Annotated in this window: 17 protein-coding genes; 5 read left to right on the forward strand and 12 right to left on the reverse strand. The window is 65.4% G+C overall.

Features of this window, described 5'->3' with window-relative positions; translation table 11 throughout:
• Positions 1-5 precede the first annotated feature (5 nt).
• The 11 genes from LPB04_RS03330 to ssuE form a co-directional block, all read right to left on the reverse strand.
• Positions 6-1,796 (reverse strand): acyl-CoA dehydrogenase C-terminal domain-containing protein, encoded by a 1,791-nt coding sequence (locus tag LPB04_RS03330; protein ID WP_193687373.1) that lies wholly within the window; start codon positions 1,794-1,796, stop codon positions 6-8.
• Positions 1,797-1,861: 65 nt separating this feature from the next.
• Positions 1,862-2,473, reverse strand: coding sequence for a TetR/AcrR family transcriptional regulator (locus tag LPB04_RS03335; protein ID WP_193687374.1), 612 nt, complete (start codon positions 2,471-2,473; stop codon positions 1,862-1,864).
• A gap of 242 nt (positions 2,474-2,715) precedes the next feature.
• Complete coding sequence (locus LPB04_RS03340; protein WP_193687375.1) at positions 2,716-3,090, reverse strand: RNA-binding S4 domain-containing protein; 375 nt, start codon at positions 3,088-3,090, stop codon at positions 2,716-2,718.
• Between the two features lie 13 nt (positions 3,091-3,103).
• Positions 3,104-4,264, reverse strand: coding sequence for a cardiolipin synthase ClsB (gene clsB, locus LPB04_RS03345; RefSeq protein WP_193688842.1), 1,161 nt, complete (start codon positions 4,262-4,264; stop codon positions 3,104-3,106).
• 4 nt (positions 4,265-4,268) lie between these two features.
• Positions 4,269-5,081 carry an endonuclease/exonuclease/phosphatase family protein gene (locus LPB04_RS03350; protein ID WP_193687376.1) on the reverse strand — a complete coding sequence of 271 codons (813 nt, stop codon included), beginning with the start codon at positions 5,079-5,081 and terminating at the stop codon, positions 4,269-4,271.
• Between the two features lie 100 nt (positions 5,082-5,181).
• Positions 5,182-5,385, reverse strand: coding sequence for a hypothetical protein (locus LPB04_RS03355; protein WP_193687377.1), 204 nt, complete (start codon positions 5,383-5,385; stop codon positions 5,182-5,184).
• A 525-nt stretch (positions 5,386-5,910) separates the two neighbouring features.
• On the reverse strand, positions 5,911-6,663 hold the full coding sequence (locus LPB04_RS03360; RefSeq protein WP_193687378.1) for an ATP-binding cassette domain-containing protein: 753 nt from the start codon (positions 6,661-6,663) through the stop codon (positions 5,911-5,913).
• Positions 6,664-6,682: 19 nt separating this feature from the next.
• Positions 6,683-7,468, reverse strand: coding sequence for an aliphatic sulfonate ABC transporter permease SsuC (gene ssuC / locus LPB04_RS03365; RefSeq protein WP_193687379.1), 786 nt, complete (start codon positions 7,466-7,468; stop codon positions 6,683-6,685).
• A complete protein-coding gene (gene ssuD / locus LPB04_RS03370) occupies positions 7,468-8,619 on the reverse strand; it encodes an FMNH2-dependent alkanesulfonate monooxygenase (protein WP_193687380.1) in 1,152 nt (383 codons plus the stop codon). The genes ssuC and ssuD overlap by 1 nt, the downstream gene beginning before the upstream one ends.
• A gap of 10 nt (positions 8,620-8,629) precedes the next feature.
• The gene (locus LPB04_RS03375; RefSeq protein ID WP_193687381.1) at positions 8,630-9,607 is read right to left on the reverse strand and encodes a sulfonate ABC transporter substrate-binding protein; all 978 of its coding nucleotides are present in this window, start codon (positions 9,605-9,607) and stop codon (positions 8,630-8,632) included.
• Positions 9,608-9,640: 33 nt separating this feature from the next.
• Entirely contained in the window at positions 9,641-10,192 is a 552-nt protein-coding gene (gene ssuE, locus LPB04_RS03380; RefSeq protein WP_193687382.1) for an NADPH-dependent FMN reductase, read from the reverse strand.
• A gap of 190 nt (positions 10,193-10,382) precedes the next feature.
• Here ssuE and LPB04_RS03385 point away from each other — a divergent pair, with 190 nt between their 5' ends.
• Genes LPB04_RS03385 through LPB04_RS03405 form a run of 5 tightly spaced genes read left to right on the forward strand, consistent with a single transcriptional unit; the run spans position 10,383 to position 15,309 of the window.
• The gene (locus LPB04_RS03385) at positions 10,383-11,588 is read left to right on the forward strand and encodes an acyl-CoA dehydrogenase family protein (RefSeq protein ID WP_193687383.1); all 1,206 of its coding nucleotides are present in this window, start codon (positions 10,383-10,385) and stop codon (positions 11,586-11,588) included.
• On the forward strand, positions 11,588-12,400 hold the full coding sequence (locus LPB04_RS03390) for a methionine ABC transporter ATP-binding protein (RefSeq protein WP_193687384.1): 813 nt from the start codon (positions 11,588-11,590) through the stop codon (positions 12,398-12,400). The genes LPB04_RS03385 and LPB04_RS03390 overlap by 1 nt, the downstream gene beginning before the upstream one ends.
• Positions 12,393-13,055: a methionine ABC transporter permease gene (locus LPB04_RS03395; protein ID WP_193687385.1), complete on the forward strand. Its 663-nt coding sequence runs from the start codon at positions 12,393-12,395 to the stop codon at positions 13,053-13,055. Before LPB04_RS03390 ends, LPB04_RS03395 begins: the two co-directional genes overlap by 8 nt.
• 29 nt (positions 13,056-13,084) lie before the next feature.
• Positions 13,085-13,909: a MetQ/NlpA family ABC transporter substrate-binding protein gene (locus LPB04_RS03400; RefSeq protein ID WP_193687386.1), complete on the forward strand. Its 825-nt coding sequence runs from the start codon at positions 13,085-13,087 to the stop codon at positions 13,907-13,909.
• Entirely contained in the window at positions 13,906-15,309 is a 1,404-nt protein-coding gene (locus LPB04_RS03405; RefSeq protein WP_193687387.1) for an LLM class flavin-dependent oxidoreductase, read from the forward strand. The genes LPB04_RS03400 and LPB04_RS03405 overlap by 4 nt, the downstream gene beginning before the upstream one ends.
• Here LPB04_RS03405 and epsC read toward each other — a convergent pair.
• On the reverse strand, positions 15,306-16,223 hold the full coding sequence (gene epsC / locus LPB04_RS03410; protein ID WP_193687388.1) for a serine O-acetyltransferase EpsC: 918 nt from the start codon (positions 16,221-16,223) through the stop codon (positions 15,306-15,308). The two genes, LPB04_RS03405 and epsC, sit on opposite strands and share 4 nt — an antisense overlap.
• Positions 16,224-16,388 lie beyond the last annotated feature (165 nt).

The following is a 16,388-nucleotide window of genomic DNA, read 5'->3' on the forward strand; positions in this document are numbered from 1 at the left end:
CGTTCTTAGAACAGGTCGGCGTCGAGCGCCATCAGGTTGGCGGAACCCGAGCGTGCCTGGCGGATCAGCATCGCGGTTTCCGGGTACAGGCGGGCAAAGTAGAAGCGCGCGGTGGCCAGCTTCGATGCATAGAACTTGTCATCGGAATCCTGCTTGGACAGCGCGATCTTCGCCATCTGCGCGAAGAAGTACGAGAACACCATGTGGCCCACGACGCGCAGGTAAGGCACGGCAGCGGCGCCGACTTCGTCCTGGTTCGTGAATGCCTTCATGCCGATTTCCATGGTCAGCTTGCCGACCTTGTCGCCGAGTTCGCCCAGCGGGGTCACGAATTCGGACATCGCCTCGTCGAGGCCGTTCTCTTCGACGAATGCCTTGATCTTCTCGCCGAAGGCGCGCAGCTTGGCGCCGTTGTCCATCAGGATCTTACGGCCCAGCAGGTCCAGCGACTGGATGGTGTTGGTGCCTTCGTAGATCATGTTGATGCGCGCATCGCGCACATATTGCTCCATGCCCCACTCGCTGATGTAGCCGTGGCCGCCGTAGACCTGCATCGCTTCCGAGGTGGCGATCCAGCCGTTGTCGGTGATGAAGGCTTTAACGATCGGGGTCAGCAGCGCGACTTCGCCGGCGGCTTCCTTGCGGACATCTTCGTCCGGGTGGTTCAGTTCGCGGTCGATCTGCAGCGCGACATACGAGCACACTGCACGCGCGCCTTCGGCGTAGGCTTTAGCAGTGAGTAACATGCGGCGCACGTCCGGGTGCACGATGATCGGGTCGGCTGGCTTGTCCGGTGCCTTCGGGCCCGACAGGCTGCGCATCTGGATGCGGTCCTTGGCGTAGACCAGGGCGTTCTGGTAAGCGACTTCGGTCAGGCCGAGCGACTGCATGCCGACGCCGAGGCGGGCGGCGTTCATGAACACGAACATCGCGTTCAGGCCTTTATGCGGCTGGCCGATCAGGGTGCCGACGGCGCCGTCCAGGTTCATCTGGCAGGTGGCGTTGCCGTGGATGCCCATCTTTTCTTCGATGGCGCCGCAGAAGATCGGGTTGCGTTCGCCCAGCGAGCCGTCCGCGTTCGGCAGGAATTTCGGCACCAGGAACAGCGAGATGCCTTTCGAACCTTCCGGTGCGTCCGGCAGGCGCGCCAGCACCAGATGGATGATGTTTTCGGCAACGTCGTGTTCGCCGGCGGAAATGAAAATCTTGGAGCCGGTGATTTTATAGGTGCCGTCGCCCTGCGGCTCGGCCTTCGAGCGCAAGAGGCCCAGGTCGGTACCGCAATGCGCTTCGGTCAGGCACATGGTGCCGGTCCACTCGCCCGAGACCAGCTTCGGCAGGTAGAACTGCTTCTGCTCGTCCGTGCCGTGTTCCTTCAGGCACTCGTAGGCGCCGTGCGACAGGCCCGGGTACATGGTCCAGGCCTGGTTGGCCGAGTTCAGCATTTCGTAGAACGAATTGTTCAGCGAAACCGGCAGACCCTGGCCGCCGTATTCCGGATCGCAGGCCAGCGCCGCCCAGCCGCCTTCGACGTACTGTTTATAGGCTTCCTTGAAACCCTTCGGGGTGGTCACGGTCTTGGTGGCGGCGTCGAAATGGCAGCCTTCGCGGTCGCCCGAGTGGTTCAGCGGGAACAGCACTTCCTGGGTGAACTTCGCGCCTTCTTCCAGCACCTGGTTGATGATGTCGGCGTCGATTTCCTGGTAGGCGGGCAGGTTCTTGAATTCTTCGGTGACGTTGAGGAATTCATGCAGCACAAACTGCATATCCCGGATTGGCGCGACGTACTGACCCATGGTGTTCTCCTGATGAAGGTGAGATTTGTTTGTAACTGAAGAGCGGGCGGCGAGGCCGGCCGCATTTAATCTGAATGCTTGCTGTGAACCGGATTGCGGTAATTCTCGATCAGCCGGGCGAAGCCGCGGTTGGCGCGGTCGAGCGCGCCGGGGACGCGCAGGAAACGTGCGTCGTGGTGCAGGGCCAGGATCAGCCCGTACATCTCGTAGACCAGTTGCTGCGGGTCGGCGCCCGTTTGCAGGTCGCCGCAGTCGATGCTTTGCTGCACGGCGCGCAGCAGTGCGCCCTGCCAGGCACGCACCATCGCTACCAGCGATTCGCGGATCGGGCCTGGCCGGTCATCGTACTCCACCGCGCCGCTGATATAAATGCAACCCGATGCGATTTCGACCGATACCCGCTTGACCCAGCGTGCAAACATCGATTCCAGGCGCGGCAAGCCGCGTGCTTCCTTGACGCTTGGGAAAAACACTTCCTGTTCGAAACGGTGGTGGTAGAGCTTGAGCACTTCCATCTGCAAATCTTCGCGCGAACCGAAGTGGGCAAACACGCCCGACTTGCTCATGTTCATGCGATCCGCGAGCAAGCCGATGGTCAGGCCTTCGAGGCCATTACGGCTGGCCAGCTCGAGCGCGACGTCGAGAATCGCCGCCCGCGTCTGCTCGCCCTTGCGCATGAATTTTGCTGAAGTGTTGATACGTTTCCCCTGGGTGAATCGAAAAATCCGAACGCTCGTACTATTATCTATCAGGCGTGGAATGTCAAACGGGAACTTAGAGGTGGGGTTCTAGTAGCATCGGCCCTCCGTGCCGATGCTACAGTAGGGTGGGCACTCCGTGCCCACGCGAACGGTCGAACCATGTTGGCTTCGCTTTGGGCGCCGCCGATGACATCACGTTCCGCGTGGGCATGCCCACCCTACTCGCTGGCCCGCGAAATCGCCCGGCGGTCCCGCTTGGTCGGCCTGCCCTTGATCGTACTGCCCGGCTCCGGAAACAACCTTCTCGCCTCCGAATCGTTCTCGCGGCGCTGGATGCTCTCCTCGGTCTCCCGGTACAACTCGCGCGCGATCGGCGCCGCGCCGCGTTGATCGGAAATCCCGAGCACCACCACTTCCCAGCGATCCGAACCATTGTCGATGGCAATCTTGTCGTCGACCTTGACGGCGCGCGCCGGCTTCACCGGTTCGCCGGCAATGCGCACCCGCCCGCGCTCGACGGCATCGGCCGCCATTGAACGGGTTTTGAAAAAACGCGCGGCCCACAGCCACTTGTCGATGCGTACGTTATCCATGTCTGGCTCTTCCTTATGCGTAACCGATAGCAAAAATGCGCATGGTCAGTTTATAGAGAAGGTAAGCCATTTCATAGCGCACGCGGCGCACCCATCCGATGCCCTCGAAGTCCTCCATGCGCACCACTTCGCCGTCGGCAATGCCGCGCTCGATGTGGGTACGCACGGCGCGCGCAAAGGCGGCGTTTTTCACGACGATATTCGCTTCCTGGTTCAGGAACAGGGACAGTCCGTCGCAATTGCTGGAGCCGACCGTCGCCCAGTCGTCGTCGACCACGGCGATCTTCGCGTGCAACTGCGTCTTGCGGTATTCCACGACGTCGATGCCGTCCGCGAGCAGCTTCGGATAGAAGGAACGCGCGACGGCATCCTGCATCTTGAATTCGCCGACACCGATCAGGAGCGTCACTTGTACGCCGCGCCTTGCGGCCTGGGCCAGGGCCTCGCGGAACTTGCGGCCCGGCGCGAAATACGGATTGGCCAGCAGCACGCTTTTCCTGGCCTGGCCGATCGCTTGTAAATAGGCGCGCTGGATGGTCCTCCGGTTGCGCAGGTTGTCGCGCACGACAAAGGCAGCGCGCATCGGGCGCGCGCCTTCGGTGGGCGGCGCTCGCCGCGTCTCGCGGAACAGCTCGATGCGGCTGAGCAGATCGAGGCGTCCGGCGCGCATCCATTGCGCCTGCGCTTCAAAGTGGATCTGGGCCAGCAGCGGCCCGCGTACCTGCACCGCGAAATCCCAGCGCGGGGCGGACAAGGGCCGGTAGGGCTCGTAGTCGCACAGCATGTCGTCGTTGATGTTGATGCCGCCGACAAAGGCAATTTCGCCGTCGACCACCGTGATCTTGCGGTGGGTGCGGGCGATGCCACGCTTGAACCAGGGGTTGAAGACGCGGTACTGGACGCCGGCCTGGGCAAAGGCTTCGGCGCGGCGGCAGCAGGCGCGGTGGCCGGTGCCGAACCAGTCGACCAGCACCCGCACCTTGACGCCGCGCCCGGCTGCGCGAATCAGCGCCGCTTCGATGCCGCGCGCGACGGCGTCCTCGGCAAAGATATAGGTTTCGAACAGGATGTCGTGCCGGGCGGCGTCGATCGCGGCGATCATCGCCGGGAACAGCTGTTGTCCGGTTTCCAGCAGGGTGATGTCGTTGTTCGCTACATAGGTAACGCTGCGCATCGCTTCAGGCCAGCTGCAATTCGGCGACGATGGGCGCATGGTCCGACAGCTTGGCCCAGATCGGGCCGGCCATCACCTGGGCGTTGTCGACCTTGAAGCCGCGCACATAGATGCGGTCGAGGCGGAACCAGGGCAGCGCGGCCGGGAAGGTGCGTGCCGGCGCCAGTCTCGGCTGGCGGCCGGCCCAGCCGCGCACCATGTCGCCCAGCGCCGATTTCGGCCCGAGTTCGTCGAACACCTCGACCACGCCGAGCGCATTGCGCAGGCGCTCGCTGAGGGTATTGCGCCAGTCGTTGAAATCGCCGGCGATGAGGACCGGCTCGCCGTTCGGCGCCGACTTGTTGACCGCTTCGATCAGCTGTTCGGTCTGGCGCCCGCGCCCGCCTTCGAACAGGCCGAGGTGGACGACATAGCAATGCACCTTGCCCGCCGGCGTTTCCAGCACGCAGTGCAGGATGCCGCGCTGCTCGTAGGCGTGGTCGGAGACGTCGTGGTTATGCGAGTTTTCGATCGGAAAACAGCTGAGCAGGGCATTGCCATGGTGGCCGTGGTCGTAGACGGCGTTCATGCCATAGGCGGAGTGATGCGACTCGCCGGCAAAGTATTCGTATTGCGCGGCTTCCGGCCAGATGCGGGTCTCGCGTTTATGCTGGCCGTAGCGTGCGTGATGGCGGTCGTGCCGCCCTTGCACTTCCTGCAGGAAAACGATATCGGCGTGAAACTCGGCAATCGCCTTCTTAAGCGCAAGCACCCGGGGGGTACTGCGCAGCGAGGAGACACCCTTATGGATATTGTAGGTAGCGACACGAATCTTCATGGGAACATTCTAACCCCATCAGTCCGTGTTCATTTTTATAACGTTTCCAATCGTGCGGCACGGGGTGCAGCCTTCTGGGAGCCACGACCCCGTGTGCAGCTTATTCAAATGCGGGAGCTGCTTCCCAATGCTGGCGCAACGCGGCATTGCGCGGCGCGGCCAGATTCTCTGCCTCGGACAGAGGAACGGAAACCAGACGCGGGCCGCTCAGGCGCAGTCCGCAGAGCAGGTCGATGTAGAAGCAATCATCGTCTACGCTCACTGCCTTCACTTTTTCCTCGTGCTTCGGTTCGAATTGTTCCATGTATTTTCTCCCAGAATCCGTTGGTTGGACGTGTTGCAGTTTAAAAACTTCGCTCGACGCGAATTGCTGACGATAGGGGACGAGCTCCCTCTTGTCAAACGCGGATTCTATTGTGCGCTACCTAACATAGCGAATTTCCTTCAGTAATTTTTCCCCGTGGAACTTGTTTCAATATGTAACAGGAAATGTTTCCATATATAATTTGTTTAAGCCAAGAGCATATTTGTATCAATTTGTATGCATGTTAGCCGGGTTTTCCGGGCAGTCTGACGAACTTTCACTGAGTCATTAATGACTATTGGTACCGAATGAACAGAATTTTTTCATTCAGACAATTTTTTGTACGTCTTCGTGAGGTAGTCGTGTAGGACAAAAGGAAGGGTACTGTTGTATTTGCGCCTACAGATAAAAAATTCCTTGACAAGGAATAAACTGCCTTATGATTTACTTAACGGAACAAAAATCGGCAACCTGAGATAGTGGAAAGCCTGAAGCTTGCCACCTGTCAATAAAACAGCTGTCGATCTAGGTCGGCGCACCCAATACCCGTCCCAGCAGTTCGCGTTCGAGCGCACCGAAAGCGGCACTCCCACGCTCACGTGGCCGGGACAAGTTGACCCGGATATCGTGCGCGACCCGCCCCTCTTCGAGCACCAGCACCCGGTCCGCCAGCACCAGCGCCTCCTGGACATCGTGGGTAACGAGCACGGCGCTGAAGCCGTGGCGCAGCCAGAGCGACTCGATCAATTGCTGCATTCCGATCCGGGTCAGCGCATCGAGGGCGCCCAGCGGTTCGTCCAGCAGCAGGATGCCGGGCGCGTGGACCAGGGCCCGGGCCAGGGCGACGCGCTGGCGCTGCCCGCCGGAAAGGACCGCAGGCCACTCGTCGGCACGCGCTTCCAGGCCTACCTGCGCCAGCGCCGCGCGCGCCGCATCGCGCCCGTCGCGCCCGGCCAGTCCCAGCGCGACATTGTCGAGTACGCTCTTCCAGGGCAGCAGCCTGGCCTCCTGGAACATCAGGCGCAGTGCATCGGCGCGCCCGGCGCCGTCGATCGCCACCGTGCCGCCGTCTGCCTGCTCGAGCCCGGCGACGAGGCGCAACAAGGTGCTTTTGCCGCAGCCGCTGCGCCCGACCAGGGCCACGAATTCGCCCGGAGCAATGCGCAGGTCGATGCCGTCGAGCACGTTGCGCCCGGCATAGCGCTTGGTCAGCCCGCGCAAGGCGACGGCGTCGCTGGCAGCGGCGACCCGCTGCGTTTCTTCGCTTGTGATCCGCATATGTCCTCGTTAACAGTAATCAAAGGTAAGCCGGATTCCAGCGCAGGAAATGGCGTTCGAGCAACCGCGCGCCGACGTCGGCGGCCTTGCCCAGCAGCGCGTACAGCAGGATGCCGACCAGCACCACGTCGGTCTGCAGGAATTCGCGCGCATTCATGGTCATGTAGCCGATCCCCTGCTGGGCCGAAATCGTCTCGGCCACGATCAGCAGCACCCAGACCAGGCCGAGCGCGAAGCGGATGCCGACCAGGATAGCGGGCAGCGCCGCCGGCAGGATCACGTCGCGGTACAGCGTCCAGCCCGACAACCCGTAGCTGCGTGCCATTTCGATCAGGCCGGCGTCGGCCGAGCGCACCCCGTGAAAGGTATTTAAATAGACGGGGAAGAACACCCCCACCGCCAGCAGGAAGAGCTTGGCGGTCTCGTCGATGCCGAACCAGAGGATCAATAAGGGCACCAGCGCCAGTGCCGGGATGTTGCGCAGCATTTGCAGGCTGGTGTCGAGCAGGGTTTCGGCGCGCCGCGAACTGCCGTTCAACAGACCCAGCAGCAGACCGGCGCCGGCGCCGATGGCAAAGCCGGCCCCGGCGCGCCACAGGCTGGTGCGCAGGTGGATCCAGAGTTCGCCCGAGACCGTCAAAGTCCAGAAGGCGCGCAGCACCGCCAGCGGCTCGGGCAGGATGCGGCTCGAGAGCCAGCCGGCCTGCGCCGCGACCTGCCAGGCCAGCACCAGCAAGGCCGGCAAGGCCCAGGGCGCCAGCAGCCCGGTTAGCCCACGCGGCGCCGGGTTTGCTCCGGCCGCCATCACGCCGCCTTCTTCGGCACGATGTCGCTGGCCATCATCTCGCCGAACGGCCCGGTGATCGATTGCTCGCCGCCCGTTTTTCCTTTGCCGAGCAGCGGGAACACCAGCTCGGCGAAGCGGTACGACTCTTCCAGGTGCGGGTAGCCGGACAAGATGAACGTCTCGATGCCGAGGTCCGCGTACTCGCGCATGCGGGCCGCTACCGTTTCCGGGTCGCCCACCAATGCGGTGCCGGCGCCGCCGCGCACCAGGCCCACGCCCGCCCACAGGTTGGGTGAGACCTCCAGCTTGTCGCGCCGCCCGCCGTGCAGGGCCGCCATGCGCTGCTGGCCGACCGAATCCATCTTCGCGAACGCGGCCTGCGCCTTGGCGATGACTTCGTCGTCCAGGTGGCTGATGAGTTCATCGGCGGCGCGCCAGGCTTCTTCATTGGTCTCGCGCACGATCACGTGAAGGCGGATGCCGAAGCGCAGCGTACGGCCGTGTTTCGCGGCGCGGGCGCGGATGTCGGCCAGCTTTTCCGCCACCGCCGCCGGCGGCTCGCCCCAGGTCAGATAGACGTCCATCTGTTCGGCCGCCAGTTGGTGCGCCGGCTCGGACGAGCCGCCGAAGTACAGCGGCGGATGCGGCGTCTGCAGCGGCGGATACAAGGTCTTCGCGCCCTTCACCTGGATATGCTTGCCCTCGAAATCGTAGCCGGCCGCCCCGCCCTCGCCTGCCAGACTGGCGCGCCAGACGCGGATGAATTCGTCGGAGATGGCGTAACGCTTCGCATGGTCGGCGAACAGGCCGTCCGCTTCCAGTTCTCCCTGGTCGCCGCCGGTGACGACGTTGATCAACAGGCGCCCGTTCGACAGGCGGTCGAAGGTCGCGGCCTGGCGCACGGCGAGACCCGGCGTCGACAGGCCGGGGCGGATCGCGACCAGAAATTTCAGTTGGCGGGTAGCGCCGATCAGCGAGGCCGCGACGATCCAGGGGTCTTCGCAGGAGCGCCCGGTCGGCAGCAGCACGCCGTCGTAGCCAAGGGTGTCGGCGGCGACGGCGATCTGGCGCAGGTAGTCGGCATCGACCGCGCGCGCGCCCTTCGCCGTGCCGAGATAACGGCTGTCGCCGTGGGTGGGGAGGAACCAGAAGATGTTGGGGGTGGACATGGTGTTTCCTTCAGAGCGGCGCCGCAGGCAGGGCCTCGGCCACATTCAGCGGTTTCGGGATCAGTTTCAGGTTGTGGAAGGCGTCGGCGATGCGCTGCTGCTCGCGCACGACCTCCGGCGAGATCTTCCTGACGCCATACGCATAGCGGCGCCCCGCCAGCTCGACGACGTTCGGCGGCAGGCCGGTCTGGGCGGCGAGAATCCGGGCCACCTCGGCCGGATTCTCCCGGCCCCAGTCGTCGACCTTCGCGATCTCTTCCAACAGGATGCGCGTCAGCGCCGGCTGCTGCTCGACGAAGCCGCGCGCGGCCAGATAGAACTGGTGGTTCGAGACCAGGCCGCGGCCGTCGGCCAGCACGCGCGCGCCCAACTGCTGCTCGGCGGCGGCCAGGAAGGGATCCCAGATCACCCAGGCGTCGACACTGCCGCGCTCGAAGGCGGCGCGCGCTTCGGCCGGCGGCAGGTAGATCGGCTGGATTTCGGCCCAGGGCACGCCCGCCTTTTCCAGGGCCCGCACTAACAGGAAGTGCACGTTCGAGCCCTTGTTCAGCACGATCTTCCTGCCGCGCAGGTCGGCCAGCGTGCGCAAGGCGGAGCCCTTCGGCACCACGATCGCTTCGCTGCCTGGCGAGGGCGGCTCGTGGCCGACATATACCAGGCGCGCGCCGGCAGCCTGGGCGAAGATCGGCGGCGCCTCGCCGACGGTACCGAAATCGATGCTGCCGACGTTCAGGCCCTCCAGCAGCACGGGGCCGGCCGGGAATTCGGTCCATCTGACGGCGATCTTCTGCGCGGCCAGGCGCTGCTCCAGCGTGCCGCGTCCCTTGAGCAGGGTGAGCGTCCCGTACTTCTGGTAGCCGATGCGCACTTCCTTCGGCGCCTGGGCCAATGCGCGGCCGGGCAGGCCGGCGGCCGCACCGGATGCGATTGCGGCCGCCAGCAGGCCGAGGGTACGGCGGCGCGCCGGCCGCGATGGGTGATCGTGCATGGTGTTCTCTCTTATATGAATGGGCGATGAAATTCAGGCCGCGAGCGCGGCGGCGTGCCGGGTGCCGAGTTCGGCGCCGAGCTGTTCGATACCGAGCGCCACGCGCGCGGCGATGCCGGGTGCCGGCGCCAGGCTGCCGTCGGGATGGCGTCCGAGCTGGTCGGAGGTGGCATAGATGCTCGGCAGGATCGAGCGCGGCGCCATCGACGCCAGCACCGGGCGCAGCGCGTAGTCGAGCGCCAGCATGTGCGACTGGCTGCCTCCCGTCGCCAGCGGCAGCACCAGCTTGCCGGCCAGGCCATCCTGCGGCAGCAGGTCGAGCACCGCTTTCAGCAGGCCGCTGTAGGCCGCCTTGTAGACCGGCGTGGCCACGACCAGCACCTCGGCCTGCGCCACCAGGTGCAGCAGGCGGGCGATACCGGGCTCGCCGCAGTCGGCCGCCAGCAAGGCCTGGGGATCGAGTTCACGCGCTTCGATCCGGGTGATGCGCCGGCCGAAGGGGGCCAGCTGGTTGCCGACGTGCTGCAGCAGGCGCGAGGTCGAGGAGTTCGGGGATGGGCTTCCGCCCAACAGGATGATGCTCATGGTGTTGTCCATTCGTTCACAGATGAGGACAGCCTAGAGCGGTCCGGGACGAAAGGACACGAATCGTTTTGCACATCCATATGCGTCCGGCGTTTTAAGGTTTTGCGCATATCGACGGGCGGATTTCTTCGTTCACGCGGCGCACACGCCGATGCACACTGTTTGTCATTCACTCATCAAGGCCCATCCGATGTCTTCCTCCGTCCTTCCGTTGCGCACTCCTGATTCCGGCAGATTCGCCGATCCGCTGGCCGTGGCGGCACAGCTGGCAGAACAATTCGCCGCCACTGCCGTCGAGCGCGACCGCGCCGGCGGCCACGCTGCCCACGAACGCAGCCTGATCCGCGACAGCGGCCTGCTGACGCTGTCGATTCCAACGGAATTCGGCGGCCAAGGCGCACCCTGGTCGACCGTCTACGCGGTGATCCGCAGCCTGGCCCGCGCCGACAGCGCCCTCGCCCACGTGTTCGGCTTCCACCACCTGCAGCTGGCCGGCATCGCGCTGTACGGCAGCGCGGTCCAGCAGCGCAACCTGTACAGCGCCAGCGTGCAGCAGGGGCTGTTCTGGGGGAATGCATTGAATCCCCTCGACCGCAGGACGACGGCGCGTGCCATCCCCGGCGGCTACGTCCTCGACGGCGTCAAAAGTTTCGCTTCCGGTTCGGTCGGTGCCGACTGGCTGACGATCTCCGCCTGGGACAACGAGGCTGGCGCCGCCCTGATCGCGGTGCTGCCCGCCGCCCAGCCGGGCGTGCAGGTCGAAGCCGACTGGGACGCCTTCGGCCAGCGCCAGACCGACAGCGGCAACGTCAGTTTCGAAAAGGTGTATTTGCCCGCGGCGCTGGTTTTGCAGGCACCGGGACAAACGCCCACCGCCCAGGCCACGCTGCGCTCGCAGGTGGCGCAACTGGTCATGACCAACCTGTATCTCGGCATCGCGCTGGGCGCCTTCGAGGCGGCGCGCGAATATACGCTGACCCAGGCCCGCCCCTGGTTCGCATCCGGCGTCGACGAAGCCACGCGCGACCCGTTTATCCAGCACCGCTACGGCGACCTGTGGCTCAAACTGCGCCCGGCAACCCTGCTGGCCGACCATGCGGCGCAGCTGCTCGACGCCGCATTCGCGAAGGGCGCGGCATTGACGGCGCGCGAACGCGGCGAGGTCGCGGTGGCCGGCGCCGAAGCGAAGGTACTGGCGCACCGCGCGGCCATCGAGATCGGCAACGAGATGTTCGAACTGACCGGCGCCCGCTCGACCTCGGCCCGTTTCGGTTTTGATCGCTTCTGGCGCAATGCGCGCGTGCATACGCTGCACGATCCGGTCGACTATAAATTGCGCGACCTCGGGCGCTACGCGCTGGAAGGCCGCCTGCCCGACCCGACCCCGTATTCGTGATGAACGCGCCCCTTCCTCCTCCCGCCGTCGCGATCCGGCTCGACGATGTGGCACGCAGCTTCGCCCTGCCCGGCGGCGGCACCTTCGCGGCCGTGCGCGGCGTGACGCTCGAAGTGCGCGCAGGCGAGATTGTCGGCCTGGTCGGCCGCAGCGGCGCCGGCAAGTCGACCCTGCTGCGCCTGATGAATCTGTTGGAACGCCCGGACCGCGGCAGCGTCACCGTCGACGGCGCCGAGCTGACGCGGCTCGGCAAGCGCGAACTGCGCAATGCGCGGCGGCGCATCGGCATGATCTTCCAGCAGTTTAATTTGCTGCAGAACGCGACGGTGTTCGAGAACGTCGCCTTCCCGCTGCGCATCCACGATGCGATGAACGCGCCGCGCCTGAAGGCGCGCGTCGAGGAGTGCCTGGCGCTGGTCGGCCTGGCGGACCGCGCGGCCAGCTACCCGGCCCAGCTCTCGGGCGGCCAGAAACAGCGCGTGGCGATCGCGCGCGCCCTGGCCAGCCAGCCGGCGGTGCTGCTGTGCGACGAGCCGACTTCGGCACTCGATCCTGAGACGACGCGCGAACTGCTGGAAACGCTGCGCGACATCAACCGCCAGCTGGGCGTCACCATCGTCATCGTCAGCCACGAACTGCAGGTACTCGGCACCCTGTGCGACCGCGTCGCCGTGATCGAACACGGGATCGTGGCCGAGGAGTTTTCGCTGGACGACCACAGCGCGCCGCGCAAGACCGCGCTGGGACGCGAACTGGCTTATTACGGCACCGAGGCCTTCGCGGCCGCCGCCTGGGGAGATGCACATGCCTGACCAACTCGTCGCCATCCTGCCGGAACTCTGGACCGCCTTCCTGCAGACGGCGCTCATGCTCGGCATCGGTTTGATCGCCGCGCTCGTCATCGGCGGCCCGCTCGGCGTGCTGCTGTTCCTGTTCTCCGACGGCCAGGCGCTGCACAACCGCAAGCTGGCGCTGGTGCTGGGCTGGTTCGTGAACACGGTGCGTTCCTTCCCCTTCATCATCCTGATGGTGGCGCTGGTGCCGATCACGCGCAGCCTGGCGGGCACCTCGATCGGGCCGCTCGCGGCCGCGGTGCCGCTGTCGTTTGCCGCCATCCCCTATTTCGCGCGCCTGGTCGAGCAGAACCTGCGCGACGTGCCGCGCGGCGTGATCGAGGCGGCGCAGGCGATGGGCGCCTCGGAACTGCAAATCGTGCTGCGCGTGCTGCTGCCCGAAGCGCGCGCCGCCCTGGTGCTCTCGCTCACCGTGCTGGCGATCAGCTTCCTCTCCTACTCGGCGGTTGCCGGCGTGGTGGGCGGCGGCGGCATCGGAGACCTGGCGATCCGCTACGGCTACTACCGCTTCGAAACCGACGTCATGGTGTTGACGGTCGTGATCCTGGTCGCGCTGGTGCAGCTGATCCAGCTGACCGGCACCCGCCTGGCGCGCCGCCTCGACAAACGCTGAATTCACTCACTACCGAAAGGACTACCCGCATGCGCCCTCCCCGCCGTACCTTGTTCGCCGCCCTGCTCGGCCTGAGCTTGGTCTTCAGTGCCCAGGCACGCGACCCGAAGGAAGTCGTCATCGGCACCAGCGCCGGTCCCTACGCCGACCAGGTCCGCCTCGGCATCAAGCCGATCCTGGAACGCCAGGGTTACAAGGTCAAGCTGGTCGAATTCAACGACTACATCCAGCCGAACTTCGCCCTGGCCGAAGGCGCGCTCGACGCCAACGTGTTCCAGCACATCGTCTACCTGACGCGCTTCGCGGAACAGCACAAGCTGGCCTTGTCGGAACTCGTGAAAATCCCGACGGCGCCGATCGCGATCTACAGCCACAAGCACAAGTCGCTCGACGAAGTACGCGCCGGCACCACGGTGGCGCTGCCGAACGACCCGACCAACCAGGCGCGCGCCCTGGTCATGCTCGATCAGCTCGGGTGGGTCAGGCTGAAACCCGGTATCGACCCGATCAAGGCCTCGGAAAAGGACATCGCCGCCAACCTCAAACAGATCAAGCTGCTGCCGCTGGAGGCAGCCCAGTTGCCGCGTTCGCTGCAGGATGCCGACTACGCTTTCGTGAACGGCAATTTCGCGCTCGCCTCCGGCCTCAAGCTGCGCGACGCGCTGCGCCGCGAGACCATCTCGCCGAGCTACGCCAACCTGGTCGCCGTGCGCACGGCCGACCGCGACAAGCCCTTCGCGCGCGACATCGCGGCCGCCTACCGCTCGCGCGAATTCCTCGAGGTGACGAACCGCCTGTTTGCGGATTACGCCAAGACCGACTACCAGCTGGCGCTGGAGAAGAGCGCACAATGAGCACCCTCAGGCCGATCCGCTTCAACGCCTTCCAGATGAACACGGCGAGCCACCAGTCGCCGGGACTGTGGCGCCATCCGCGCAGCGCCGCGTCCTACCTCGACGCCGCGTACTGGGTCGAGCTGGCGCAGCTGCTGGAAGCGGGCGGCTTCGACGCGCTCTTCCTGGCCGACGTGCTGGGCGCCTACGACGTGTATGCCGGCAGCGCCGACGCGGCGTTAAGACACGGCGTGCAGCTGCCGCTGAACGATCCGCTGGCGCTGGTGCCGCTGATCGCCGGGGCCACCACGCGCCTGGGCATCGGCGTGACGGCCGCCGTCAGCTACGAGCACCCGTACACCTTCGCGCGGCGCATGTCGACGCTCGACCACCTGAGCGGCGGACGGGTCGGCTGGAACATCGTCACCGGCTACCTCGACAGCGCCGCACGCAACCTCGGCCAGCAGCACCAGCTCGGGCACGACGCGAGATATGACCTGGCCGACGAATTTCTGGAGGTCGTCTATAAATTGTGGGAGAAGAGCTGGGAAGACGGCGCCGTGCTGCGCGACCGTGAACGCGGCATCTACACCGATCCGGCGCGGGTGCATCCGATCGATCACCAGGGAACGCACTACACGGTGCCCGGCATCCACCTGTGCGAGCCGTCTCCCCAGCGCACGCCTTTCCTGTACCAGGCCGGCGCTTCGCCGCGCGGACTGGCGTTCGCGGCGCGCCATGCGGAAGCGACTTTCGTCAGCGGACCGACGCCGGGCATCGTGAAACGCTATGTCGACAGCGCGCGCGCCGCCACCCGCGCCGCCGGGCGCGACGGCGATGCCCTGCTGGTGTATGCCCAGGCGCTGATCGTCACCGGCGCCACCGCGGAGGAAGCGCAGGCGCGCCTGCGCGACTACCGGCAGCACATCGACATCGAGGCCGCATTGACCCTGCTCTCGGGCTGGACCGGCGTCGATTTTTCGCGCTACGCATTGGACGACACCATCGACTACATCGACACCGATGCCGGCCGCTCGGCGCTCGCTTCGCTCAGCGTGGCCGATCCGGATAAACGCTGGACCGTGCGCGAAGCGGCGCAGTTCATCGGCCTCGGCGGCCGCGGACCGGTGCTGGCCGGCGATGCGGCGCAGGTGGCCGACCAACTGGAGACCTGGCTCGACGTGACCGGCATCGACGGTTTTAATCTTGCCTACGCGCTGCCGCATGAAGACATGCGCAATGTCGTCGAACTGGTCGTGCCCGAGCTGCAGCGGCGCGGGCGTTACCGGGTCGACAGCGGCGGCGCCACGTTGCGCGAACGCCTGCTCGGCGCCGGTCCGCGCCTGCATCAGACGCACCCGGGCCGCCAGGTGCGGATCGACGGGCCTGGCTCCCTTGCTTCGCTGCGCCCCGCAGCCTAGTCGTTGCACATCTTCGCCTGCGTCACGTTACTGCCCGGCGCCACGCTCTGCGTCAGCCAGACGTTGCCGCCGATGGTCGAGCCGGCGCCGACCGTGATGCGGCCGAGGATGGTGGCGCCGGCATAGATGACGACGTCGTCCTCGACGATCGGATGGCGCGGCGCGCCTTTGACCAGCGCCCCGGTCGCATCAAGCGGGAAGCGGCGTGCGCCCAATGTCACGGCCTGGTACAGGCGCACGTGCTTGCCGATGATGGCGGTCTCTCCGATGACGACGCCGGTGCCGTGGTCGATGAAGAAGCTGGCGCCGATCTGGGCGGCCGGGTGGATGTCGATGCCGGTCAGCGTGTGGGCGATGTCGGCCGCCAATCGCGCCAGGAAGGGCGCGCCGAGACGGTGCAGGCAATGCGCCAGGCGGTGGTAGAGGACGGCGATCGTGCCCGGATAGCAGAGCATGATTTCGGCGACCGAGCTGGCGGCCGGGTCGCCGGCCAGCGCCGCCTGCACGTCGGACACGAGTAAGGCGCGGATTTCGGGCAGGCTGGCGGCGAAGCGGCGCGTGATCGCCCGCGCCCGCTCGGCCAGTTCGGCCTCGGCGATGTCCTCCATTCCCGGAGTGAAGCGCAGTGCGCGCCGCACCTGTTCGACCAGGCGGTCGAGCGCGACATTTAAAGTGTCGCCGACGAAATAATCGATGCTCTCGTCGTTCAGGTCGGGACGGCCGTAATGGGTCGGAAACAGCGCCGCCGACACGCCTTCGATCACCTGGCGCAGCACGGTGCGCGAAGGCAGTTCGCGCACGCGCCCCTGGTGACGGATGTTGTGGGTCGATTCGCGCGAGGTGCGCAGCGCGTCGATGATGGGGCCGAGGTGCCAATGGCTGGAGCCGGCCTGCTCCGTGTCGTAGTTATCCATTCGACCAGATTACTCCAGGCGCCGGAGAAAACGAACGATTTTAAATACAGTTATTTATATGCGGCGGCCGCTTTCCAGCAGCCTGTTCCGCTTACGATGAGAAGGATTAATCTATTGCCGCCAATAAACTTCCGACCTACACTGCCGATTAGCCACTTGCTCTCG

This window comes from Massilia litorea (assembly GCF_015101885.1).
In the GTDB taxonomy this organism is placed as follows: Bacteria; Pseudomonadota; Gammaproteobacteria; order Burkholderiales; family Burkholderiaceae_D; genus Telluria; species Telluria litorea.

Coding starts and splice junctions, on each gene's coding strand:
- LPB04_RS03330 (WP_193687373.1), bottom strand. CDS start 1,796: ATGGGTCAGTACGTCGCGCCAATCCGGGATATGCAGTTTGTGCTGCAT.
- LPB04_RS03335 (WP_193687374.1), bottom strand. CDS start 2,473: ATGCGCAAGGGCGAGCAGACGCGGGCGGCGATTCTCGACGTCGCGCTC.
- LPB04_RS03340 (WP_193687375.1), bottom strand. CDS start 3,090: ATGGATAACGTACGCATCGACAAGTGGCTGTGGGCCGCGCGTTTTTTC.
- clsB (WP_193688842.1), bottom strand. CDS start 4,264: ATGCGCAGCGTTACCTATGTAGCGAACAACGACATCACCCTGCTGGAA.
- LPB04_RS03350 (WP_193687376.1), bottom strand. CDS start 5,081: ATGAAGATTCGTGTCGCTACCTACAATATCCATAAGGGTGTCTCCTCG.
- LPB04_RS03355 (WP_193687377.1), bottom strand. CDS start 5,385: ATGGAACAATTCGAACCGAAGCACGAGGAAAAAGTGAAGGCAGTGAGC.
- LPB04_RS03360 (WP_193687378.1), bottom strand. CDS start 6,663: ATGCGGATCACAAGCGAAGAAACGCAGCGGGTCGCCGCTGCCAGCGAC.
- ssuC (WP_193687379.1), bottom strand. CDS start 7,468: ATGGCGGCCGGAGCAAACCCGGCGCCGCGTGGGCTAACCGGGCTGCTG.
- ssuD (WP_193687380.1), bottom strand. CDS start 8,619: ATGTCCACCCCCAACATCTTCTGGTTCCTCCCCACCCACGGCGACAGC.
- LPB04_RS03375 (WP_193687381.1), bottom strand. CDS start 9,607: ATGCACGATCACCCATCGCGGCCGGCGCGCCGCCGTACCCTCGGCCTG.
- ssuE (WP_193687382.1), bottom strand. CDS start 10,192: ATGAGCATCATCCTGTTGGGCGGAAGCCCATCCCCGAACTCCTCGACC.
- LPB04_RS03385 (WP_193687383.1), top strand. CDS start 10,383: ATGTCTTCCTCCGTCCTTCCGTTGCGCACTCCTGATTCCGGCAGATTC.
- LPB04_RS03390 (WP_193687384.1), top strand. CDS start 11,588: ATGAACGCGCCCCTTCCTCCTCCCGCCGTCGCGATCCGGCTCGACGAT.
- LPB04_RS03395 (WP_193687385.1), top strand. CDS start 12,393: ATGCCTGACCAACTCGTCGCCATCCTGCCGGAACTCTGGACCGCCTTC.
- LPB04_RS03400 (WP_193687386.1), top strand. CDS start 13,085: ATGCGCCCTCCCCGCCGTACCTTGTTCGCCGCCCTGCTCGGCCTGAGC.
- LPB04_RS03405 (WP_193687387.1), top strand. CDS start 13,906: ATGAGCACCCTCAGGCCGATCCGCTTCAACGCCTTCCAGATGAACACG.
- epsC (WP_193687388.1), bottom strand. CDS start 16,223: ATGGATAACTACGACACGGAGCAGGCCGGCTCCAGCCATTGGCACCTC.